A 23,696-nucleotide genomic window follows, 5' to 3' on the forward strand; every position below is an offset into this window, starting at 1 on the left:
CTCGTAGGCTGTGAAGCGCGATAGCGTAACGCACCGATTTAATAATAGAGGTGGTGGTGGTAATCTGGGGATTTTGTGGTAAAAAAGCGGATATTTGTTCGATTCCGTCTTGATTGGGAGTGAGAATAACGGTGGCGACTCCAGGGATTACCCCAGCTTGGAGACTTTGATAATCGGTAACACCAGCATCAAGGAAGACTAAGGTAGCGGTTAAACGCTGATTTCTCGCACTATTCACCTGATTAGCTTGACTCAAGCCATCAGATTGAGCGAAATTGAACAAAGCATCGTCAACAGCAGGAAGAATCGGCAACAGGGGAGAAGTCATGACATTGACCGCAAAGGATGACTTCGACTATTTTATGCAAAGAATCCCGAATTTTTCAAGGGGGATATAACAAAAATTAACATTATACAGAAAACGGGTTTCTCAAAGGAGAAACCCGTTTTCTAGATATTAGGATAAGATTATTGGATTCTTGCCAAAGACTGCCTAAATTCTGCGAGAGAATTAGCGGTAGCTGCTAATTTAACAATCTCTTGCAATTTAAACAGCACCGAAACTTCATTGAGGTATTGTTCCACATCTAAAGGAACTTCACCTAAGCGAGCTTGCAAAACTGTTTTTATGGCATCACGGCTTTTTTGTTCAATCAATCAATCGGTGAACTTCGGGAAAGAAGAAGCTTAAAAATGCTTCAAAATACTCGCTTAATGCTTCTTTCCAGGGTTCATCATAATTGGCGGTTGTTTGGTTCATTTGAGTTGTCTGCTTACTCCTAGGCTGTGAAGCGCGATAGCATAACGCACCAATTTAATAATAGAGGTGGTGCGTTACGGCGGATTGTTAATTTGGTTTTTTTGACGGAATTGATATTCGCCTAACGCACCCTACACCTTAGATAAAGAAGCCACTGTAACAGAAATTAACGTTTATCAGGAAAAATATAGAAAACGGGTTTCTCGAAGAAACCCGTTTTCTAAATATATGAGATTGCTTCAGGGTGTTATAGTGTTGAGACAAGTGCAGCTTTTTACCCCATCTCCCCATCTCCTAATCCCTGACTGATAACTGATTACTGGTCATTGATAACTGAATATCCCCCAATAACTAAAGGAAAGATAAAGTTATCGATCGCCCTCCGGAGCCAGTGTCAGAATAAAAGCAGGGAGATGACCAAGGAAAACCGACAACTCTCCATCTTTTTCCCGTCATCGCCCCTAAAATTTATTTGGTTCAGATTTATGCAAACTGCCAATCCTCGTCAAACGGAGAAAAAAGAGCATCCCAGTGGCGATAAACGCTTCAAAGTCCTCGACATCACCATGAAGCGGGCAGGATATAATCAATCAGCCCTGATTGAAGTCCTGCACAAAGCTCAAGAAGCCTTTGGATTCCTAGAAGAAGATGTTCTCCTCTACGTTGCCCGGGCGCTAAAACTGCCCCTCAGTCGCGTCTATGGGGTAGCAACCTTCTATCATCTCTTTTCCCTGAAACCGGCGGGAAAACACACCTGTATCATCTGTATGGGGACTGCTTGTTATGTCAAAGGCAGCGGCAAAATCCTCGAAGACATCGAAAACGCCTTTGATGTCAAAGTGGGAGAAACCACCGCCGATGGAGAAATTTCCCTAGTGTCGGCCCGTTGTATCGGGGCCTGTGGGATTGCGCCGGCCGTGGTCTTCGATGGAGTCGTGGCCCCGAAACAAGATTCGGAAACTGTCTTAGCGAAACTACAGAGTTTCTCCCAGTAATTTTTCACTCTAGTGGATTGAGAAGAATATGGACTTACAAGAATTATTGGCAGTGGCCGAGAAGGAAAAAGCTAGACAAAAAAGCATCCGGGTGCATTGTTGCACTTCCACCGGTTGCCAAGCTGCTAACTCCCTCCAAATCGAAAAAAACCTCGCCACTGCCGTCAAAGAGGCACACCTAGAGGATACAGTCGAAGTGGTGGGGGTCGGTTGTATGGGTTTTTGTGGTCGCGGTCCGTTGGTGGAAGTGGATCCCCAGGATCTCCTATACGAAGAAGTCACCCCGGAAAGTGCGGCCAGCATTATTGCAGCCTTAAACGGCGGCAAAACCGAGGTGCAATTAGGGGACTCAAAACATCCCTTTTTCTCCCATCAAGTCAAAATTGTCCGGGAAAATAGCGGTAAAATCGATCCCGATCGCATTGAGGAATATATAGCCGTCGGGGGTTATCAATCTCTCTACAAGGCCTTCTACGAGATGACTCCGGCCCAGGTGGTGGAGGAAATCACCCAAAGCGGTTTGCGCGGCCGAGGCGGTGCGGGTTATCCCACTGGTTTAAAATGGGCGACGGTGGCTAAACAACCGGGTAAACAAAAATACGTTATCTGTAATGCTGATGAAGGGGACCCTGGCGCGTTTATGGACCGCAGTGTTTTGGAAAGTGACCCCCATTTAGTCCTGGAAGGAATGGCGATCGCTGCCTATGCTGTGGGGGCGGATCATGGTTATATCTATGTTAGAGCCGAATACCCTCTGGCGATTGATCGTCTGCAAAAAGCGATTAATCAGGCCAAAAAATTTGGTTTAATGGGTTCCCAAGTATTCGAGTCCACTTTCGATTTTAAGGTGGATATCCGCATCGGGGCGGGAGCTTTTGTCTGTGGAGAGGAAACCGCTCTCATCCATTCCATCGAAGGCGGCCGCGGCACTCCCCGCACCCGTCCCCCCTATCCGGCCCAATCGGGCCTCGATGGTTGTCCCACCCTGATTAATAACGTGGAGTCCTACGCTAATATCGCCGCTATTATCCGCGAGGGAGCCGCTTGGTATGCCAATATCGGTACTGCCAGCAGTAAAGGCACAAAAATCTTCGCTTTGACGGGAAAAATCCGCAATAATGGGCTGATTGAAGTGCCGATGGGTATTACTCTCCGGGAAATTGTCGAGGAGATGGGGGGGGGTGTTCCCGATGGTCAGGTGAAAGCGGTACAAACCGGCGGCCCCTCCGGGGGTTGTATTCCCGCTAATTTACTCGATACTCCCGTAGATTACGAATCCTTAGCCAAACTCGGTTCGATGATGGGATCCGGGGGTATGGTGGTCATGGATGATACCACCAGTATGGTGGAAGTGGCGAAATTCTATATGGAATTCTGTCGCGAGGAGTCCTGTGGTAAATGTATCCCCTGTCGCACGGGAACAGTACAAATGTTTGAATTATTGGCCAAAATTATCGCTCGAAAGGCCGATATTCACGACCTCGAAAACCTAGAACATCTCTGTCAAATGGTCAAAGAAACCAGTCTTTGTGGTCTTGGCCAAAGCGCTCCCAATCCGATTTTAAGTACCCTAAAGTATTTTAAGGAGGAATATCTGGCTCTGTTACAGGAAATCAAGCACCCCGTCTCTGTTTGAGAATAACTCGATCGAGGCCTAACAATCTTCGGCCTCGATCAATTTCTTTGGTTATGGGAAGTCTGGTGGGCTGCCGGGTTATCTTGAAGAGAGTTAGCAGTAGTCTCAGGAGACAATAGATTATGACTTGGCGCGGCTCAACCGATACAAAAGATCGCATTTTTGCAGCCTTAGTATATCTTTTACCCTTATATTCGGCCTTTGCCTTCGGTATCTTTATCTTTCAGCAAATCCCTTTCTTAGGAGCGGCCTTAGCAATAGTTTTAACTCCCTTAGCTTTTCTCTATAGTTCCCTGGGAACCTTTGGCAATTTAATTATCTTTTTCGTCCTCTTTTTGGCCGTGGTACGCAATCCCCGCATCAGTCATTTTATCCGGTTTAACACCATGCAGGCGATTTTAATCGATATTTTGGTGTATTTATTGGGATTGCTCTTAGGTTTCATCGCTAGGGGTTTAGGGGCGAATTTGGTGGTAGAAACTCTTTTTAACGTCGTCTTTTTGGGAGCATTTGCCGCCTGTGTTTACAGCATTATACAGTCGGTTATCGGTAAATACGCCGATATTCCCACAATTTCCGAGGCGGCCTATTCCCAGGTGGGAGGTTAAGTTAACTTGAGTTTGTCCCCTTTTTCGGCTACAGTCTCTCCAGAATCAATGCGTTCGCTGCCAGGCCACATCTATGAGTCCATTTAAACAGACGCTACGGGAACTCAACGCTCAGAAGGGGAAAATAGCCGCTTCTGTGGGCAGAAAAACGCCTAAACGAGTTAATCGTTGGTTTAAATGGCTTTCTCCCGGTCTTTTTGTCAAACGCTGGCTTTTAATTAGTTTAACCGGCGTTTTTCTCACCTCCTTCGGTTTAGCTGTTTGGGTAAAATTAACCCCAGTTAATCGCTTTTTAGAGTTTGTTTCCCAAGCATTAGAAACGATCGCCCGTTTGGTCCCTAATTCTGTTTCCGGGCCGCTGGCGGTTTTGCTAGGTGTCTTTTTGTTATTCTGGGGTCAGAGTCGCACCGTCGAAACGATTACAGAAGCACTACAACCAGACGCATCAGAGGAATTAGTCGATCGCTTACGCACCCATCGTCGTCTCCATCGCGGCCCGAAAATTGTAGCAATTGGTGGCGGTACAGGTTTATCGACGCTTTTACGCGGTTTAAAACAGTATAGTTCCAATATCACCGCTATTGTCACCGTAGCTGATGATGGCGGTTCTTCGGGCCGATTACGTCGGGAAATGGGCATTTTACCCCCGGGGGATATTCGCAATTGTATCGCCGCTTTAGCCGATGAGGAAAAGTTATTAACGGAATTGTTTCAATATCGCTTTCATGCCGGGGATGGTTTATCGGGCCACAGTTTTGGTAATTTATTTATCAGCGCTATGACCGAGATTACCGGCGATCTGGAACAGGCGATCGATGCTAGTGCCAAAGTTTTGGCCATTCGCGGTAAAGTGCTACCTGCTACCCTTACCGATGTTAGTCTCTGGGCTAAGTTAGCCGATGGGCGCCTTATTGAGGGAGAATCGAAGATAACCGAAGCTATGGGGCAAATTCGTCAGATTGGCTGTCATCCTGCCGATCCGGTCGCTTTACCGGCTGCTTTAGCGGCAATCAAGGAGGCAGATTATATTATCATCGGGCCGGGTAGTCTTTATACCAGTATTATCCCTAATTTGTTGGTTCCCGCCATTCGTCAGGCCTTAGCACAGGTGACAGTCCCCCGGGTCTATGTTTGTAATATTATGACCCAGCCGGGGGAAACGGATAATTATTCGGTGGCTGATCATATTCGGGCGATCGAAGGAGTCTGTGAAGAACGCATTGTTGATGCGGTTTTAGCCCAAAGAACTTCACCATCGCCCCAATCCCTACAATTATACGCCCAAGAGCATAGTCATCCTGTCTTTTTAGATCGCGAGGAGGTGGGAAAAATGGGTTATCGGATTGTGTTGGCGAATGTAATGGCAGAAGATGAAGTTACTGGCAAAGTTAGTCACGATCCCCAACGTTTAGCGCGAGTTTTATGGCGCTGGTATGCTAAAAAGTGAATAGCGAGATAAGTAGTCGTGCAAAATTAATTTCCTAGTGAAGATAGGCAAGAGGCAAGAGACAAGAGGCAAGAGGTGGTTAGATATGTGTAATTAATTTTGCTTAGGTACTTAACTAAATGTTTTTATCTAGCTTTGTCAAGTTATAAAATCATATTTTTGGCTTTAATTTGCCGACATTAGCCAAATTTGCTGATTAAAGCCCTAGGAAAAAATTAGCCGAAAAACCATTTCGCCTTATTCTGTGTTATACTCAGATTTTGAAGAGAGATAATCATGCACTACTCTACTAAATCTAATCAAGAGACAGGTGCGACAGTCTATTCCCCAAGCGATGGAAGTGAATTAATTCCTGCTGAGGTTAAACTAGATATAAACGGGCAAAACTATCAATCACTTAATATACCTCTCCCAGAGGGCTATACAGTAGATGATGAAGGAATCATCAATAACTATGGTAGCGAACCCAAGATTTATCTATCAAAATACCCATCTTTAGAACAGCAAAAATGGTATATTTTGCAAGGATTAGGGGCGGTTTTATTGGTTGCTTTGGTGTTATTAATCACCTTTTCCGTTAGCTAGATAAAAACCGTAGGATTGACATTTAAGTTGAGCGAGACAAGAAAACTTTAATTTACACCATAGAGTCTGCATCCCAAGTATCGGGAGCATATATTGGAACCGACTCTATCTATCTGTCCAAATAGTAAATCTGACAGCTGAACTTTTTTACTTTGCTAAACTTGACAATTTTTTTCAGTTTTTTGTGGGTTGCTTCGTGATCAACAATAGAACAACCAATAGAGATAACTTCTCAAAGGAAATTCAACAGGTATGAAATTTAATCCTTCTCTTAGTCAAGAACCTCGCTATCAGGCAATTCCTGTTATGCAGATAACTTCCAAAGAAACCCTTCTCCATTGGTTAGAACGGACAGGAAGATTAAAATTACGTCAATCTGATGCTCATCCCGATTTGCAAATTTTAGAAGAACTAGACGATATTATCGATCCAGATAATTATGCTATAGAAGAAGAAGAATAAATAGTCTTACTGGGAGTTAGGAGTGAAATTTCAATTATCTAATATTCAGGAGATTAAGAAAGTGGTATCAACGAAAAAAACGGCTTTAATTTACTGTGAAAATCAGTTTGGACGTGTGGATGGAAAAACGGCAGCTGGCTTGATCAGACAATCAGAAATATATACAATTGTTGGAGTGCTGGATAGTTCCTTAGCAGGAAAAGATGCGGGAGAAGCATTAGGAGACAAAAAAAATCATATTCCCATTTTTGCCAATTTACAAGCAGCCTTAGAAAAACTTAGAGATGTTCCCAATTGTTATATCTACGGCAAAGCACCCTTAGAAGCGTTTATTCCCCCCCTAGAAAGGCTGCTAATTTTAGAAGCAATGGCACAAGGAATGGATATTATTAATGGTTTGCATCAATTCTTCTCCGAAGATTTAGAATTTAGAGATCAAGCTAGTCAGTATGGTGTGCAAATTACAGACATTCGCAAACCACCACAATTAGCTGATCTTCATGTATTTACTGGGCAAATTTCCCAAGTAAATATACCCGTTATTGCCTTTTTAGGAACCGATTGTGCTTGCGGAAAAATGACCACTGCGGTAGCGGTTAATCAAACTCTCCAAGGCTTGGGTATTAAGTCTGTCTTAGTCGCTACTGGACAAACTAGCTTGATGCAGGGAGCAAGATATGGGGTTTCGATCGATGCTTTGGTTTCTCAATTTGTCATCGGTGAAATTGAAAATGCTGTAGTTCAAGCTTTTGAGCAAGAAAAACCCGATATTATTTTAGTGGAAGGACAAAGTTCTCTGAGTCATCCTGCTTTTATGAGTTCCCTGGGAATTTTGAAAGGAAGTAGGCCCGATGGGATTATTTTACAACATCCCCCAGCCCGAAAATTTCGCTGTGATTTTCCTCATTTAGCCATGCCAAAATTACAGGAAGAAATTTCACTAATTGAGGCAATTTCTCCCACTAAAGTTGTCGCTATTGCGATTAATCACGAAAATCTCACCGCAGCAGCCACTGAGCGTATTATTGCCAAATATGAGCGAGATTTTCAGTTACCGACTACTGATGTTTTGTTACACGGATGTGAGAAATTAGTCCAAGCTTTATGCGATCGCTTTCCGAAATTAAACCGGAAAATCAAAGGAGAAATTTTAGCTGCAATTCCCGCAATTGGGAGCAAATAGGCTGATGAAAGACCTTTTACCAAGAATCGAGATTTCTCTCCCGAAAATACGCCATAATGCTCGTTTACTCTGCCAATTATACGGCAGCAAGGGACTTTCTGTGATGGGAGTTTCCAAAGCGATTTTGGGTGATCCCTCGATCGCCTTGGCGATGATTCAAGGTGGAGTCAACTTTATCGCTGACTCTCGAATCGAAAATATTCTCAAAATGAAACAAGCAGGAATAGTGACAACTTTTGTTCTGTTGCGTACTGCCTTGAGTCAAGCAGAATCAGTGGTTAACATTGCAGATATCAGCTTAAATACCGAATTAGCAACAATTCAGGAACTTTCCTATTATGCTCAAGAAAAGCAAAAAATACACCGCATTATTATCATGACGGAGTTAGGGGATTTACGAGAAGGTGTACTGCCGAAAGATCTCGTCAAGTTCATCAAAAAAACCCTCGCTTTTCCCTTTATCAAAATTGTTGGACTGGGTTGTAATTTGGCTTGTTATGGGGGTATTAAACCTGATACCCATAATATGAGCAAATTATCTGTGTTAACAGATACAATTGAGCAGGAATTTTTAATAAAATTACCGATTATTTCAGGAGGCAATTCTGCCAACTATCAATGGTATCAAAAAAGTAGCGAAGTTGGTCGGATTAATAATCTGCGTTTAGGAGAATCAATTTTATTAGGTTGTGAAACAGTTAATCGACAAGTGATACCTGGTTTATATACCGATGCTTTTCGGTTAATTGCTGAAGTAATCGAATCCAAAGACAAACCATCTCTACCCTCTGGAGAAATTGGTCGAGATGCTTTTGGTAATGTTCCTAGCTTTATTGATCAAGGCATTCACCGTCGAGTTATTATTGCATTAGGAAGACAGGATGTTCTTATCTCTGGATTGCAAGCGAGTCAGGAGATAAAAATATTAGGTTCTAGTAGCGATCATCTAGTTCTTGATAGTCATAATAAGAAGTTAAAAGTAGGGAGCGAAGTCAGTTTTAATCTTGATTACGGAGGACTTTTAACAGCCATGACTTCTCCTTTTATTACTAAAAGTTATGCTCTCAATGCAGTAGCACAACTGTCTTGATCGATGAATAAATATCCACAGATATATTTAGGGTCTGCTGGCTTATCACCTTGACATCAGGGCCGTAGAGATTTGTACTCAATTACTATCCTATCGCTAAATTCTGGGAAGAAATCAAAATCACCCTAAATCTTTAACAAATTCCTAATCATCTCGTTTGGCACCATGATCAGCCGCACCGAGGTATAATTCCCCTACTTTTGGGTTATTGAGTAAATCTTGACCCGATCCCTGAAAACGATCTTGACCATTTTCTAAAACATAACCCCGATCGGACATCATGAGGGCTTTTTTGGCATTCTGTTCCACTAAAATAATGGCAGTTCCCGTCTGATTAATCGCTTTTATCTGTTCAAAAACGCTGGTGACTAAAATAGGAGATAAAGCTGCCGAAGGTTCATCGAGAATTAATAAATCTGGTTGCAACATCAGCGATCGTCCCATGGCTAACATCTGTCTTTCTCCTCCGGATAAAGTGCCAGCTTTCTGACGACGGCGATCGAGCAAACGAGGAAACATGACATAAATGCGCTCTTTTAAAGATTTTATATTTCCTTTGCTCGTAAAAGCTCCCATTTCCAGATTTTCCTCGATGCTCAGGGATGGAAAAACATTAGCAATTTGGGGAACATAACCCATTCCGAGGGGAACGATTTGATTAGATTTCCAACCAGTGATATTTTTTCCCTTAAAAGTGATGGTTCCAGCACTGGGTTTTAATAAACCAAAAATCGTCTTAGCAAGGGTAGATTTTCCTGCACCATTGGGCCCGATAACCGTGACTAATTCCCCCGGTGCAATGCGAAAGTTAACCCCTTGCAATATGTATAAATCCTGCACATAACCAGCATAAACTTGTTCAACTTCTAAAAGGTAATCCATGGCAAGGTAAAAAGGAGAGAGTAATATGAATTATGAATTATGAATTATGAATTGGGGTGCATTTTCAGTGAACAGTAATCAGTAAACTGAAAACTTACATCTGATAACTAATAACTGATAACTGATAACTGATAAATTAGGGCGTTTTTTGTAAATCGGGACGTTCTTCTGGGAGAATTGCACCTTCGACGGGACATACTTGAAGACAGATACCACAGTCGATACAAGTGGCAAAATCAATCCAATACCAATCGGTTCCTTTAGCATTTTTACCCGGTCCCGGATGGATACAGGCCACGGGACAAGCGGAAACGCAATCGGCAACCCCTTCACAAATTCCAGTGACGATCGAATGTGGCACAGTGTTTTCTCCTCTAATTCTTAACATTACTTTACCACTTTTCGGCACTGCTGTGCCAGGATCGGATCGTTGTTAGGAAACTTGGCCTTAATTCTCTAAAATATTGGCAGTTTTTTCTTGATCTTAGCAAGAAGTAAAATAGAAGTTTTCGCTAGGGTTTTTACTATTCCCTTACGAGAGGACAAATAGTTGATTTCTTCCCGTAATTCCTGATTATTTTTCTGGAGATAGTTATGATTATTTTCTAATTCTTTTAAGGATATTTCCATCCCTTGCATAGTACGATAATCTTGCTGTTGTTTCAGATACATTATCTGTTGTGCTTCCTGTAATTTTCTTAACTCTAACCAGACTTGATTCTGACTTGATTCCTTACTTTCTCTGAGCGCATACTGGAAAAAATTAGTGATTTGTTCGGCTAGTTTTTGATTAACTTCAAAAAACTCGATAATATCAATTTTTTTGGGGTTAATTTGAGGGTATGAATTGATTAAATTTTGGAAGATTTCAGAGGAAAAAGCGATGATTCTAGCCGCGGATAAAATTGCATAGTGTTTTTCTAAATCTACCAGTAAATTGCCCTTTTCTTCTGGGAATTCAGAAGCAAGCAAAAGCAGAGAAGGAGTGGTTAAGGGACTGGTATAAAAAGTGGAAATAAATAAATTTGCCTGTAGGCGATCGCAAATAGCTTGAATTTTTCTGGCATCCTTTCCCGTACAATTATAATCGTAGGATTCTGCGGGCCAATATTTAAATTTTTCCCATCGTGGTGCGCTGTTATTTCTATCTAAAATAACAATGTGTTGACTAAATTCTAATTGACTCCAATGCTCTAGAATTGAAGACCAAACCCCAGCTAATTTTCCTTGATCGATTTGAAAGATCACGCCATCAATAACAATAATAGGGAATCTCTTCTGGGAGATAGCTTGAATTGTTTGTAATTTTTCTCGCTCATCCTTATTTAAAATTTTCCCTAAATCTTCCATCTTAACTGGATTGGGTTTAATTTCTATATCCTTAATTTCTGGGTGAGGAATTTCATAGATTTTACATACTTGATAATGTTCCTCTAATGCTTGACCATTGCTGCCATGTTCTAAACCTTGGAGATTTAAATAATATAAACCTAAAATCTCAGGAATTAAAGCCATTTTTTCCCCTTGACTGCCGATTCTTAACCAAAATTCGTAATCACCAGCACAGCGAAAATTTTCCTGAAAATAACCATATTTATCGTGCAGCATTTTTCGCCACATTGGTTGAGAACCCACACAACAACCTTGACGCATCTGTGGATAGGAGTAATTTGGCCAATTCCAATGTTTTAAAGCGGGGGTGGTGGCAAAAGTATCATTTTTGATGGTGGTAATTAATTGATCGGCATAAACTAAACTAATCTCTCTATTATTATCTAGATAATTAGCCAGAATTTCTAGAGCATTGAAACAGCGACGGTCATCAGTATTCCCATTGGTGATATAGGAACCCCTAGCTAGTTTAATAGCGCGATTCCAAGCTCGATAGAGGGTTTCTCGTTCTTGAGTTCTCTGGTAAATAATATTAGGATAATTTTCTTGAAACTCTTGGATAATCTCCCCTTCATTCTCTGGAGAAGCACTATCGATAATAATAATTTCTACTTCTCCCTTTTCATAAAGAGTTTGAGTAACCAAATCCTCTAGACAACCTCGGATAAACTCCGCTGATTTATAGGTAGAAACAATTACAGAAACTTTGATCCTCTGCACGGGTATAGAGTTATTATAACTAGGATTCATTGGCTTATCTGATCGCAATTCAAGACAGAAAATTTTTTGAAATTCGGGAGAGTAAGATTTTAAGACTCTATATTCGATCGAGAGAATTGTCAAGATGTTATCGACTCTGATTGAAGATGCTGGTTTATTTACCTTTTGCTTGTGACTTGACATAATAAAAAACTATAATGGGAAGGCTGTGGAAAATGAGCAACAATGACCGTATCTTCCTCCCTAGACTGGCTAACCCGTGGAATCAGTGATTTATTCCCCCATCAACCCGACTCCCAAGATCCTAGGGAAAATTTAACCCAACTACTGCAAACTACCGATCGCCCTTTAAGAATTAAACTAGGTATTGACCCCACCGGCAGCGATATTCACCTAGGTCATAGTATTCCTTTTCGGAAACTGCGGGCCTTCCAGGATGCTGGTCATATAGCAGTGGTAATTATTGGCGATTTTACCGCTAGAATCGGCGATCCGACGGGAAAATCGGAAGTTAGAAAACAATTAACCATCGAAGAAGTGAGAACCAATGCCGAGAATTATCTGGCACAATTGCGCCCAATTTTAGATTTTAACACCCCTAATCGTCTAGAAATTCGCTATAACTCGGAATGGTTGGGGAAATTAGACCTCTCACAAATTCTCGAACTCCTCTCCACCATGACCGTCGGGCAAATGTTGGCAAAAGAAGGCTTTTCCGAACGCTACGACAAGGAAAACCCGATTTTTCTCCATGAATTTCTCTATCCCTTAATGCAGGGTTATGATTCCGTGGCTGTCGAGGCCGATGTCGAATTGGGAGGAACCGATCAAAAATTTAATATTGCCGTCGGTCGCGATTTACAGAAATATTTCGCTAAAAAACCGCAATTCGGGCTACTTTTACCGATTTTAATCGGAACCGATGGCAGTCAAAAAATGTCCAAATCCCTGAATAATTATGTGGGATTGCGGGAATCGGCCCTGTCCATGTACTCGAAACTGGAAAAAACCCCCGACGTTTTGTTAAAAGATTATTACGAACTATTGACAAATTTGCCCTTAGATGCTATGCCGAGCAATCCGCGGGAGGCACAAAAACAACTGGCGATCGAGGTAGTTGCCCAGTTTCACGGGAAAGAGGAGGCATTAAAGGCACAAAAAACGGCGCAGGAGATAGTTTTACAGGGAAATACAGCATCCGCGGCTTCTGTACCCGAATTTTCCCTCGCGGCGGTCACTTTTCCCCTGAAATTATTCTATCTTCTCTCGGCCACCGGCTTGTGTAAAAGTAGCGGCGAAGGGAGAAGACAGATTCAGGGGGGCGCTGTGAGGATCGATAGCGAGAAAATCACCGATGTGGACAAAAGTTTTCAGACAGCCGAAGCTTTAAGGGGAAAAGTCCTACAGGTGGGCAAAAATAAATTTATTCGCTTTGTAGCTTAAAAGCGAAAAAGTCCCTATTCGGCGGCTTTTTCCACGATTTCTAACTCAAAATCTCGAAAATGGGCTTTAAACTTTTTACTGAACTCGACGAGGACGGGTAGGTTGGCGCTAACCGGCCTACCACGCCATTCGGTGACAATCGCTTTCACCTCTCCCTCTAATCCTTTCACGTCAAAAGGATTCGATTTGTGTTCAGGATGGTGATAAACTACCACAGACTCAATTACACGAACTCGATCGCCAACTTTCATAAACTCTCTAGCGAAGACAAACGCCTATTGTATCTTTGAAAACAATCTTATCATTGTACGCTATATCAGGGAACGGGGAACTGAAAACTCTTAAGATTGAAACCGAGAGCCTGAGCTTTGACGATACTTTTGTTCGTAAGCAGCAATACTGGGAGCAACCTGAGCCTCACCTGTGGTGCAGGGCTGACGGCTGAGGGCAAAAAACTGATAACTGCTTAATGATTTGATAGCATGGAGGAAAACCTATAGAGGGTTAAGCGGTATGAGTGACTATAAAGATTCTTCTTCCATGCGCTATTTCCTGGCGGGATTAAAACCCTTTGCCCAACCCTTATTTTGGCTACCGTTAGGAATATTTTCCTTGGCTCTAATTGGTTTCTCTGTATATCAACAAAATCCTGAATGGTTGGATTCGGTATTAGATACCCCAGGAATGTCCTTAGAGGAACGGGAAATCCGAGCTAACCAGATTACCGATGCTCCTCCCCCCACTGCTCTACCACTGCCGGCCATTCCTGCCCATAATAATACCGCTCGCCCGAACAAACCGGCCCCGACGCAGCCTTTTAATCCTTTAAACACTAATCCCGACAACAACGAGAAACCCTCCTTATTTGCCCCGTTAATGCCGCAGACTAGGCAAAATCAGGCTCCGAAGGCTAGTAAAAGTCTGCAACCGATTCAAGTGCGACCGATTAGTGGCGATACTAGCAATTATCCTTTACAAAGGGAAATCGAAAATCGCTCGCGGACTGCTAACTTGAATAATTCTCCTAATCTCAACCCCGGGGGCAGCCCGAATCAAGTTAATCCCCAGGGGAATAATTCCCCCGATCAACAAAATGTTCAGGCCCCACCCTCCTGGAATAATACCAACCCTAACCCGGTCCGGGCCTCTAGCAACCCATCCAACTATTATCAACCTCCCGTATATCAGCCCCCCGTCTACGGCAGTCAACCGAACGTCACCGGTTATCCCAATCAGGGAATGCCACCTAGCAATAATGGCACCCCCAATCAAGTCCCACCTCCAAGTATTAACCGCGGTTTCACCATCCAACAACCGATTAATGCCCGGCCTTCTGGTTACTAGAGGGACTTAGATAGGAGCTTGCAGGAAGTCTAATAAAATCGGATTAACTATTTCAGGGGCCTCATCCTGGGGACAGTGGCCTAAACCAGCTAGGGGGATGAACTGTTTTACTGTCGGGAATCGTGCTAATTCTTGGCCTAAGGCCAAGGGTTCCCAAGGATCCTCGCTACCCCAAAGCAGAATGGCCCGACAGGGGAGGATCGGCAGTAGGTCTTCCGGCAGTGGGCCGCCAGAATAACCAGTAAAAGCGAGGAAAACCTCGATCGCTCCTGGATCTCGGGCGGGTTTTAGGATTATTTCTACTAATTCCTCTGTTACCGCTTCCGAGCGCCGATAAGCTTGCAGGAGAATTTTACGCACTGTCTGGGGTTTAGCGATCTGTTGGAAGAAAAAAGCCCCAATTGCTTTATTTTTGAGAATTATTTGGGCAATATCCGCACCTAAACGACGATACCAGGGTAATTTCCCCCGTTTTCTTTCGTGCAGTAGTCTGAGGGAACAATTAATCGCCGCTACCCCAAGGACAAAATCGGGATAATCGACGGCAGCCTGCATAATGGCCACACAACCGATGGAATTACCCGCCAAAAAAGCGGGACCCCCCACCACTTCCCGACAAAAATCGGCAATTTGCGCCCCCCAAGTCTCGAAAGTGTAATCGATCTCCTTTTGCGGTTCGGGTTTGTCGGAACCGCCAAAACCAATTAAATCTAGGGCAAAACAGCGACATTTTTCGCCTAAAACGGGGATATTTTTCCGCCAATGTCCCCAAGATGCCCCAAATCCATGCACAAGCACGATCGCCGGTCCCGTCTCCCCCGCACTCTGATAGGTGATTTTGAATCCCCGCCAATGCCAGATTTTTGGTTGTGTCTCTAATCCTAGAATTTGCTGCATATTTTTGTTTATCTGTAAAGTATTCGTTGCTTTTCTTAATATATACTGTCAGGAAAGAAGCATTAAGCGAATATTTTGAAGCATTTTTAGAAAACGGGTTTCTTTGAGAAACCCGTTTTCTTGCAATATTAATTTCTGTTACAGGGGTCTTGAAAAATTGGCGATTGTTTGCATAAAATAGCCGCAGTCATCCTTTGCTGCCAACACCATGACTTCTACCCTGTTGCCGAGCCTTCCTGCTGTTGACGATGTTTTGTTCAATTTTGCTCAATCTGATGGCTTGAGTCAAGCTAATCAGGTGAATAGTGTGAGAAATCAGCGTTTAACCGCTACCTTAGTCTTCCTTGATGCTGGTGTCACCGATTATCAAAGTCTCCAAGCTGGGGTAATTCCAGAAGTCGCCACCGTTATTCTCACTCCCAATCAAGACGGAATCGAACAAATATCCGCTTTTTTACCACAAAATCCCCAGATTACCACCATTCACCTCTATTATTAAATCGGTGCGTTACGCTATCGCGCTTCACAGCCTACGAGTAAGCAAACAACTCAAATGAACCCAACAACCGCCAATTATGATGAACCCTGGAAAGAAGCATTAAGCGAGTATTTTGAAGCGTTTTTATGCTTCTTTTTTCCTGAAGTTCACCAACTAATTGATTGGACAAAAACTCCCGAATCCCTAGAAAAAGAACTCAAACGGATTACCGCTTCAGCTAAGACAAAAAAACGTTTCGCTGACAAACTTTATAAGGCTTGGCTACTTGAGGGACAAGAAGTCTGGATTTTGATTCATATTGAAATTCAAAGTCAATACGAAGAAAATTTCCCTCAGAGGATGTATATTTATAACTATCGGGCCTTTGATTTGTATCAGAAACCAGTTATCAGTCTCGCTATATTAGGAGATGAACGAGTAAATTGGCGACCAGATTCCTATAATTATACTATCGCCGGCTGTGAAGTGAGTCTGAAATTCCCAACAGTCAAATTACTGGACTATGAGGAAAGATGGACAGAACTAGAAACAAGTAGCAATCCCTTTGCTATAATAGTCATGGCACACCTGAAAACAAAAGCGACTACTGGGAAGCTGCCACAACGGGAACAGTGGAAGTGGAGGTTAATCAGGGGATTATATGAAAAGGAGTTCGAGAGAGAACAGATAATTAAACTGTTTGAAATCATCGACAATATGATGACTTTATCCCCTGAATTGCAGTCAAGTTTAGAGAGTAAAATTAAACAATTTGAGGAGGAAAGAACCATGCCTTTAATAAGTAATATGGAGTTACGAGGAAGGAAAATTGGTGAGGAAATTGGGGAGTTACGAGGGATAGAACGCGGTAAGGAAATTGGTAAGGAAATTGGAGCGTTAGAAAATGCTCGTGATTTTGTGAAAAAAGTTTTGGAAAACCGACTAGGCGATATTCCTGGAGATATTGGACAATGTCTCAATGATGCTTCAGTTATTTCGGTTTTAGAAGAGATGTTAAAAGCCGCACTTATAGTAAATTCTTTTGAGGAGTGTAGGAAGTCTTTTAGTATCATCATAAATAAGTAGTGTGGGTAATACCTACCTTACTTAGTAAACTGTTTGAAATCATCGACAATATGATGACTTTATCCCCTGAATTACAGTCAAGTTTAGAGAGTAAAATTAAACAATTTGAGGAGGAAAGAACCATGCCTTTAATGAGTAATATGGAGTTACGAGGAATAGAACAGGGTAAGGAAATCGGAGCGTTAGAAAATGCTCGTAACTATGTTAAAACGGTGCTGAAAACGCGATTGGGTGATATTCCAATAGAAATTGAGCAAGCTGTGGATAAAATTGCTGTATTATCGATTTTAGATGAGTTACTGAAATCGGCATTAACCGTTAATTCTTTTGATGAGTTGCATCAACTTTTAGAACAATAGTCTCAGTAATTTTCTTCTCCAATGAACCCAACAACAGCCAATTATAATGAACCATGGAAAGAAGCATTAAGCGAGTATTTTGAAGCGTTTTTATACTTATTTTTTCCTGAAGTTCACCTAGAAAAAGGGTTTTTCGGAGAAACCCATTTTCTGGACTTTAAGACAAAAAACGTTTCGCTGACAAACTTTATTCAGTTATCAGTTATCAGTGACTAATTGGAAACAAGTAGCAATCCCTTTGCTATAATAGTCATGGCACACCTGAAAACAAAAGCGACTACTGGGAAGCTGCCAGAACGGGAACAGTGGAAATAGAAATTAATCAGGGGATTATATGAAAAGGAGTTCGAGAGGGAACAGATAATTAAACTGTTTGAAATCATCGACAATATGATGACTTTATCCCCTGAATTGCAGTCAAGTTTAGAGAGTAAAATCAAACAATTTGAGGAGGAAAGAACCATGCCTTTAATGATTAATATGGAATTGCGAGGAATAGAACAGGGTAAGAAGATTGGCAAGGAAATTGGGGTGTTAGAAAATAGCCGCGATGACATAAAAACAGTTTTAACTGTGCGGTTCGGACAGATTTCTTCAGAAATTGAAGAGATGATTGACAAAATCACTAACCTTGCTCTCTTAAAAGAGATACTAAAATCAGCAGTTACCGCTAATTCTCTCGCAGAATTTAAGCAGTCTTTGGCAAAAATCCAATAAGAACATCTTACTCTAGGGTGCTGCACTGCCCACCCATTCACCTTTAAACCCTTATTTAACGGTGGTGGGCAATGCCTACCCCGGGAAAAACTACGGGGTGAGCGATATCGGTCTTCGGGCCTTTAAACGAATCCCGCACTGGCCTGTCACAGAGGAGCGTGCGAGCCGGTAATCGGTAGAGCGCCCCGTGGTTTTGTCCTTAACGGTGAAAGTGATCGAGCCATCTGACGACTGTTCGATACCGGCTGGTCCGTCTAGAAAAGCTCCCTCTCGAACGGTAGCGACCGGTTTGAAAGCGCCTTGTATTTCCACAAAAAGGGACTGACGGGTAATTCCCCACAACGGCTCCTTATCCACTTTTTGAAACAAACTCAACCAACTTCCGGCGAGTGTCTTGGGAACAGCGATCTCTATCGCCAGTGGCCCTGCTTTTATTTCCCTAAGAAAAGGATCGCGGAAACGACCAGCGTTAGTTACGAAAGTTCTCCCAGAGTGAGTGCTGTCGATGTACCACCCAGTTATACCGTTCCGACTCCGCGCACTTTCTCCTGAAAGTATGGTGGTGACAGTAATCCCATCGTAAAAGAACAACTCATCTTTTATCCCTCTGAGCAAAATACCTCGTAATCGCGGGACATCATAAACGGGGTAAACAAGACTAGCACCCCGTGCGATCGACTCCATCTCTTTCCCTTCTCCAGCAATGATCTCCAAGGTGGTGAGGGATGATCGTCCCCAAAATGTAGCGCGATGACCAGTGATCAATACGCGATCCAACGCCTGGCTGTAAACTCCCTGAGCGATGATACAGTTACCCCAGAAACGATGCCAAAACGAGCAGGGTCGCTCGTAGAGTTCGGGAAGTGCCTTCGGTGTACCAAGGGTAGGGGGATTAGCATTCAGATCGAGCCGAGCCATGTAATCGATTTGTCCCCCATCGATCCAGAGCCAACCATCTCGGGTCGAAACCAGAGCGTCAATCTGGCCGTAATCGTATTGCGGGGCCCTCACCGATACCAGAGGCGTTGGAGTGCCTTTCCGTTTCAGTAGCAGGGTATCGACACCGGAGACGACCACCTCCAACGATTGGCCGCGCATTGGGATTGTTACTCGTGCTGTTTTATTCGGGGATAATGTTAATCTCGTCTCGGGTTTTCGCTCTACCGGTGAGAGACAATATTTATCTAAAGGTTCGGCTATAACTCGCGGAATGTTAGCGACGAGAATTAAAAAAAACAATCGAAAAATAGGTCGCCACCCATTCCGATAATCATACCGACCACCCCAAGAATGGCTAAATAACATAAGCGGTTTCTCCCGACGCTGATTGCCTGCCTTCTCGACTTGTCCTTATCCTACAATATCACTACCGGCAATCCCGAAGTTGAGCAACCGACCATACATTATCAGGTAAATTAAATCAAGTTTATTGTGCTTAATTAGTAAAACTTATGTAAAAAAAAATAAAGATAACTTATATGTATTGACGAGACAAAAAAAATGCTACTAGGATAGTAAGCTAAACGGCGCTTAACCTGCATGATCCAACAGCTATAACCCTTTTGGAGTCTATATCGGTGATCCGAAGTAAAAGCCGTTTAGCTTAACAAGGATTAATTAAAGAGTTGACGGTCTCCGATGGCAATCATTTAGAATCCTTTGATATAGTGTACCTGCGTGGGTCTTGTGTCGTTAAGCCCAATCTACGCCAGTCACTGGATATGTTGTGTAAAAACGGACTGAATAGCCTGAATAAATAATTAATATTGAGGACAAAGTAACTACAGAATCTCCCAAGGAAGTAAACAAAATCAAAATAATCAAAAAACTTATTTTCTTAGATCATAAATGGCTAAACAGTTTTTAGAAAAAATCAAAGCAAAACTCCGATATGTAGTAACTATTGGGCTATCGGTATTGACAGTTTTCGTAATTTACAAAGTATTTAGAACAACACAAGCAACAGAGGCATGGATGTGTAATTCCAATGGTTATGCCATACGAATTATTGACGATTCTGTTACGTCAGAAGTGAGATCAATTAAAGCTGTAAATGACCCATATTTTAAGTCATTTATAACTTCTCTAACGGATTACATTTCAGCTAAATTTTCAAAGACAAAACCTTGCCAGGGGAATTCGAGAGAAGAATCTAGGATAAATCTCATATTTGTCCGACTACCCCTAGTAACATCAGGCGATGAACCCCTCAAGCCTCCCCCAGGCTTGCCAACATCTCGAGCTAATATAACTTGTCGCTTAGATAGTCCTTGGGTTCAACTGGCGATACGTCGCTCAAGTAGTCCAATAATTGATGCTGTTTTTGTTTGGAATGAACGACAATTTTTGTGGGATCAGGTTCTCTTATCTGGTCAAAGACCATCTCTCACTCAGCCACTTATACCTCTAGGTAACCGTTTGTTCCAGCAATATGCCGCGGACTATGCTGGCTCGGAAATAATGAGATCACCCTCTGGGGAAAACCCCCAACCCTCTATCTCAAAACGAATTCCAGCAGATGTGCTGTGGCTATTTCGTCATTCCTGGCAAAGTACGCGAGGTCCTTTTTCAAATATCGCTCAATCTGCGATGAGAAAGACCGTGGAACAAGGTGCAAATGGATATACCAATCTAACGAAAATCCTTGTTGATCAATGTTTTATTTCAAGTAAGACAGAGATCCGCTACAAAAACGTTCTTGATTTACAACAAATCTTGACTCTCGATCAATATCGAATTAACCGACTTTATTAATTGTAAGGAGCAAAATCATGGTTTGGAGCTTTGCTGAAAAAACTACTTTCTTGCCGAGTGATGGTGGTATTGCCTTTACTGCTGCCGACAAAGCAACTATTCTGGGTGCGATGCAAACAGCATACGATGGATCTTCAACGGCAAAAACAATGTTCGATAATTGGATCGATGCTGGAAAAACCATAGAGATCAAATTTGTACCAGGTGCATTTGCAGCCTATCCTAATACGGGCAAATTAGAGTTAGACCTATCATTTCTGACAAACAATACTTACATCACACCAACAGGTAAGGCCGTAGAAGATACTGCTGTAACAGCCATTGTACATGAGCTAGGTCATGCTCTGACGGGACGGCGTGATAATGGGGATTATGTCACAGACTACAAGGGCGAAAACGTCAAATTTGTAAACCAAATTTATCAGGAACTAGGTCTTCCAGAGCAGATATCATATATCGCTTACGATGTTGATGGATCGCTTCACGAATTAAATTTTGATTACACTGAGGGTGCGACAATTGACAGGGCTGTTTCAGGAGACAGTGACTGGAACTCTTCGGCGGCTGGCAACTCAAAAGACTTGCTGATTGGAGGTCCTTCTGCCAATACTCTCCAGAGTGGTGATGGTAATGATTTCTTATGGGGGGCTGGTGGTAATGATAGTCTATTCGGAGGTAATGGCACAGATACCGTTGGTTTCAAAGGTAAGCCAACTGATTATGATTTGCGACAAAACCCTGACGGAACCTGGACATCCCGTCATGTTCGTGGTGCTGCCAACGAGGGAACTGATACTATCACCAACATAGAAAAGGTAATGTTTAAAGGAGGAGAAACATTTAACCTAAAGAAAAAAGGACTAACCTATCAATCAGATTTCGCGCTTGTCATCGATACCACAGGCAGTATGGGTGATGACATAGGCGCAGTGAAGACACAGGGTACTGCAATTATTAATGCCCTATTTGCTGATGATACAAAAGATGCGCGTATTGGCATTGTTGGGTTTAAAGATACAACGATCGGTGAGCCTACTTCAATCATTCTTCCATTTACCGATCAAGATCAATTTGCTGATCGAAAAACGGCTGCGCTTAATGCCCTAAATGGAATTGGTGTTTCTGGAGGCGGCGACTTGCCAGAAACAGCATTTGACGGACTGCTCAAAGCATTAAACGGCACGATGGGAAACTGGAGACCAGGGGCTGGCGTACATCGGGTGGTACTATTTACGGATGCACCTGCTAAGGACGGTTCTCTAGCAGCCACAGTTGCCACACTTGCTGCTAACATTGGGGCTACCATCACATCTAGTTCGCGCACGGTGGGAGCAAGTGGCAGTCTGGACTCTTTTACTCTAATTCCGATTAACTCTAATGAGTCTGGACGTTCCCTGTCAGTGAACCCCGATGCTGAACCTTTACCTCCGTTTGAGTTTACAGAGGAGTCCCCTACTCCCGACACATCGATCGCAAACCTTGAGATCTATACAATTTATACAGGGAACTTCGGTTCTCTTGATCCAGATCTTGAGTCAATAGCAACTACCACAGGCGGTAGTTCCTTTGTCGCTCCAAATCCTGATGATTTAGTCAAGACCCTGCTGACTATTATCAACCTTCCTAGTATTACTCTTGCTGTCTCTCCTGGAAGTGTTACTGAAGATGGGACAACTAACTTCGTCTATACCTTCACTCGCACCGGAGCAACAACTGATGCTTTGACCGTCAATTATACAGTCGGGGGGACAGCCACTTTTGACACAGATTACACCCAAACTGGTGCAGCAAGTTTCACCGCAACCACAGGGACAGTTACTTTCGCTGCTGGTTCAGATACTGCGACTGTAACAATTGACCCCACTGCTGATACAAATGTTGAAGATGATGAAACCGTAACTTTAAACCTTGCTCCTGGGACAGGTTATGCCATAGGTACGACTGACGCAGTTGTGGGAATCATTACTAATACTGATACTGATAATGAAAATCCTAGTAATCAAGCTCCGACAAATTTAGCATTAAGTGCCAGTACCGTAGATGAAAATGTTGCCCCCAATACAGTAATTGGAACATTTTCCGGTACAGACCCCGATAGTGGTAATAGCTTTACCTATAGCTTAGTTACAGGAACAGGAGATACAGATAATACTGCCTTCTCGATTGTGGGGAATCAATTACAGATTAATAATTCTCCCGATTTTGAAACCAAGAATAGTTACAGTATTCGCGTAAAAACCACCGATCAAGGGGGACTAAGTTTTGAGAAAACCTTGACAATTACTGTCAATGATGTTAATGAAACTCCCGGTAATCAAGCTCCGACGGATTTAGCATTAAGTGCGACCACAGTAAATGAAAATGTCCCTGTTAATACAGTGATTGGAACATTTTCTACCACAGACCCCGATACTGGTAATAGCTTTACCTATAGCTTAGTTACAGGAACAGGAGATACAGATAATACAGCATTCTCGATTGTAGGGAATCAATTACAGATTAATAATTCCCCGGATTTTGAAACCAAAAATAGTTACAGTATTCGGGTAAAAACCACCGACCAAGGGGGACTAAGTTTTGAGAAAACCTTGACAATTACTGTCAATGATGTTAATGAAAATCCTAGTAATCAAGCTCCCACAGCCCTAATTTTCCAAAATGCTGTCACCGAGTTAGCTGAAAATGTCGATGTCACACCAGAATTTAAAGTCGCCGACCTCCTGATTGAAGATGATGGTTTAGGAACCAATAATCTCTTCCTCACGGGACGGGATAGGGAGCGCTTCTTAATTCAGAATTCGGCTCTTTTCTATGTCGGTTTTACTCCTAATTTTGAAGCTCAAAACAGTTACGAAGTC

At 42.6% G+C, this 23,696-nt stretch carries 23 protein-coding genes and 2 pseudogenes; 17 read left to right on the forward strand and 8 right to left on the reverse strand.

The window, feature by feature from the left end; genetic code table 11:
- A partial coding sequence (locus ACE1AQ_RS21755) for a DUF4347 domain-containing protein (RefSeq protein ID WP_374809202.1) occupies positions 1-328 on the reverse strand: 328 nt, incomplete at its 3' end.
- Positions 329-468: 140 nt separating this feature from the next.
- Complete coding sequence (locus ACE1AQ_RS21760) at positions 469-657, reverse strand: hypothetical protein (protein WP_110545857.1); 189 nt, start codon at positions 655-657, stop codon at positions 469-471.
- A 588-nt stretch (positions 658-1,245) separates the two neighbouring features.
- Between ACE1AQ_RS21760 and hoxE the strand changes: the two genes are divergently transcribed.
- The 8 genes from hoxE (at position 1,246) to ACE1AQ_RS21800 (ending at position 8,766) form a co-directional block, all read left to right on the forward strand.
- Entirely contained in the window at positions 1,246-1,755 is a 510-nt protein-coding gene (hoxE, locus tag ACE1AQ_RS21765) for a bidirectional hydrogenase complex protein HoxE (protein ID WP_002762924.1), read from the forward strand.
- Positions 1,756-1,783: 28 nt separating this feature from the next.
- A complete protein-coding gene (gene nuoF / locus ACE1AQ_RS21770; RefSeq protein WP_110545856.1) occupies positions 1,784-3,391 on the forward strand; it encodes an NADH-quinone oxidoreductase subunit NuoF in 1,608 nt (535 codons plus the stop codon).
- A gap of 122 nt (positions 3,392-3,513) precedes the next feature.
- Positions 3,514-3,999 (forward strand): Tic20 family protein, encoded by a 486-nt coding sequence (locus tag ACE1AQ_RS21775; protein ID WP_008198255.1) that lies wholly within the window; start codon positions 3,514-3,516, stop codon positions 3,997-3,999.
- Between the two features lie 73 nt (positions 4,000-4,072).
- On the forward strand, positions 4,073-5,446 hold the full coding sequence (gene yvcK / locus ACE1AQ_RS21780; protein WP_110545855.1) for a gluconeogenesis factor YvcK family protein: 1,374 nt from the start codon (positions 4,073-4,075) through the stop codon (positions 5,444-5,446).
- Between the two features lie 276 nt (positions 5,447-5,722).
- A complete protein-coding gene (psb34, locus tag ACE1AQ_RS21785; protein ID WP_002783665.1) occupies positions 5,723-6,031 on the forward strand; it encodes a photosystem II assembly protein Psb34 in 309 nt (102 codons plus the stop codon).
- A 252-nt stretch (positions 6,032-6,283) separates the two neighbouring features.
- Positions 6,284-6,493 (forward strand): DUF3134 family protein, encoded by a 210-nt coding sequence (locus ACE1AQ_RS21790; RefSeq protein ID WP_008198246.1) that lies wholly within the window; start codon positions 6,284-6,286, stop codon positions 6,491-6,493.
- A gap of 22 nt (positions 6,494-6,515) precedes the next feature.
- Complete coding sequence (locus ACE1AQ_RS21795; protein WP_008198244.1) at positions 6,516-7,676, forward strand: DUF1611 domain-containing protein; 1,161 nt, start codon at positions 6,516-6,518, stop codon at positions 7,674-7,676.
- Positions 7,677-7,680: 4 nt separating this feature from the next.
- Positions 7,681-8,766, forward strand: a complete 1,086-nt coding sequence (locus ACE1AQ_RS21800) for an alanine/ornithine racemase family PLP-dependent enzyme (RefSeq protein WP_008198241.1) — start codon at positions 7,681-7,683, stop codon at positions 8,764-8,766.
- A 144-nt stretch (positions 8,767-8,910) separates the two neighbouring features.
- Here the strand turns inward: ACE1AQ_RS21800 and ACE1AQ_RS21805 are convergent, their stop codons facing one another.
- The 3 genes from ACE1AQ_RS21805 to ACE1AQ_RS21815 all read right to left on the reverse strand — a co-directional run bounded on the left by ACE1AQ_RS21805 (position 8,911) and on the right by ACE1AQ_RS21815 (position 11,790).
- Positions 8,911-9,648, reverse strand: coding sequence for an ABC transporter ATP-binding protein (locus ACE1AQ_RS21805; RefSeq protein WP_008198239.1), 738 nt, complete (start codon positions 9,646-9,648; stop codon positions 8,911-8,913).
- Between the two features lie 136 nt (positions 9,649-9,784).
- On the reverse strand, positions 9,785-10,009 hold the full coding sequence (locus ACE1AQ_RS21810) for a ferredoxin family protein (RefSeq protein WP_039899583.1): 225 nt from the start codon (positions 10,007-10,009) through the stop codon (positions 9,785-9,787).
- Between the two features lie 95 nt (positions 10,010-10,104).
- Entirely contained in the window at positions 10,105-11,790 is a 1,686-nt protein-coding gene (locus ACE1AQ_RS21815; protein WP_110545859.1) for a glycosyltransferase, read from the reverse strand.
- Between the two features lie 195 nt (positions 11,791-11,985).
- On the opposite strand from ACE1AQ_RS21815, the gene tyrS reads away from it, so the two are divergent.
- A complete protein-coding gene (gene tyrS / locus ACE1AQ_RS21820; protein ID WP_110545854.1) occupies positions 11,986-13,203 on the forward strand; it encodes a tyrosine--tRNA ligase in 1,218 nt (405 codons plus the stop codon).
- A 14-nt stretch (positions 13,204-13,217) separates the two neighbouring features.
- Here tyrS and ACE1AQ_RS21825 read toward each other — a convergent pair whose 3' ends face one another.
- Entirely contained in the window at positions 13,218-13,454 is a 237-nt protein-coding gene (locus ACE1AQ_RS21825; RefSeq protein WP_008198231.1) for a ferredoxin-thioredoxin reductase variable chain, read from the reverse strand.
- Between the two features lie 262 nt (positions 13,455-13,716).
- On the opposite strand from ACE1AQ_RS21825, the gene ACE1AQ_RS21830 reads away from it, so the two are divergent.
- Complete coding sequence (locus ACE1AQ_RS21830; protein WP_008198229.1) at positions 13,717-14,547, forward strand: hypothetical protein; 831 nt, start codon at positions 13,717-13,719, stop codon at positions 14,545-14,547.
- A gap of 6 nt (positions 14,548-14,553) precedes the next feature.
- Here ACE1AQ_RS21830 and ACE1AQ_RS21835 read toward each other — a convergent pair whose 3' ends face one another.
- Positions 14,554-15,444, reverse strand: a complete 891-nt coding sequence (locus ACE1AQ_RS21835) for an alpha/beta fold hydrolase (protein WP_008198227.1) — start codon at positions 15,442-15,444, stop codon at positions 14,554-14,556.
- Between the two features lie 208 nt (positions 15,445-15,652).
- Between ACE1AQ_RS21835 and ACE1AQ_RS21840 the strand changes: the two genes are divergently transcribed.
- The 5 genes and pseudogenes from ACE1AQ_RS21840 to ACE1AQ_RS21860 all read left to right on the forward strand — a co-directional run.
- On the forward strand, positions 15,653-15,943 hold the full coding sequence (locus ACE1AQ_RS21840) for a DUF4347 domain-containing protein (protein WP_008198226.1): 291 nt from the start codon (positions 15,653-15,655) through the stop codon (positions 15,941-15,943).
- 54 nt (positions 15,944-15,997) lie between these two features.
- Positions 15,998-17,008 carry a hypothetical protein gene (locus ACE1AQ_RS21845; RefSeq protein WP_374809207.1) on the forward strand — a complete coding sequence of 337 codons (1,011 nt, stop codon included), beginning with the start codon at positions 15,998-16,000 and terminating at the stop codon, positions 17,006-17,008.
- Positions 17,009-17,034: 26 nt separating this feature from the next.
- A pseudogene (locus ACE1AQ_RS21850) lies at positions 17,035-17,367 on the forward strand (transposase); the annotation flags it as partial.
- A 21-nt stretch (positions 17,368-17,388) separates the two neighbouring features.
- Positions 17,389-17,583, forward strand: a complete 195-nt coding sequence (locus ACE1AQ_RS21855) for a hypothetical protein (RefSeq protein WP_172456677.1) — start codon at positions 17,389-17,391, stop codon at positions 17,581-17,583.
- Positions 17,584-18,084: pseudogene (locus ACE1AQ_RS21860) on the forward strand (transposase); the annotation flags it as partial.
- 90 nt (positions 18,085-18,174) lie between these two features.
- On the opposite strand, the gene ACE1AQ_RS21865 reads toward ACE1AQ_RS21860, so the two are convergent.
- A complete protein-coding gene (locus tag ACE1AQ_RS21865) occupies positions 18,175-19,389 on the reverse strand; it encodes a hypothetical protein (RefSeq protein ID WP_110546069.1) in 1,215 nt (404 codons plus the stop codon).
- Between the two features lie 543 nt (positions 19,390-19,932).
- On the opposite strand from ACE1AQ_RS21865, the gene ACE1AQ_RS21870 reads away from it, so the two are divergent.
- Positions 19,933-20,838: a hypothetical protein gene (locus ACE1AQ_RS21870; protein WP_110546070.1), complete on the forward strand. Its 906-nt coding sequence runs from the start codon at positions 19,933-19,935 to the stop codon at positions 20,836-20,838.
- A 17-nt stretch (positions 20,839-20,855) separates the two neighbouring features.
- Positions 20,856-23,696 (forward strand): cadherin domain-containing protein (locus ACE1AQ_RS21875; protein ID WP_374809209.1); only part of this gene is annotated, 2,841 nt, incomplete at its 3' end.

The sequence above is a fragment of the Microcystis sp. BLCC-F209 genome, from assembly GCF_041928595.1.
Lineage (GTDB): Bacteria > Cyanobacteriota > Cyanobacteriia > Cyanobacteriales > Microcystaceae > Microcystis.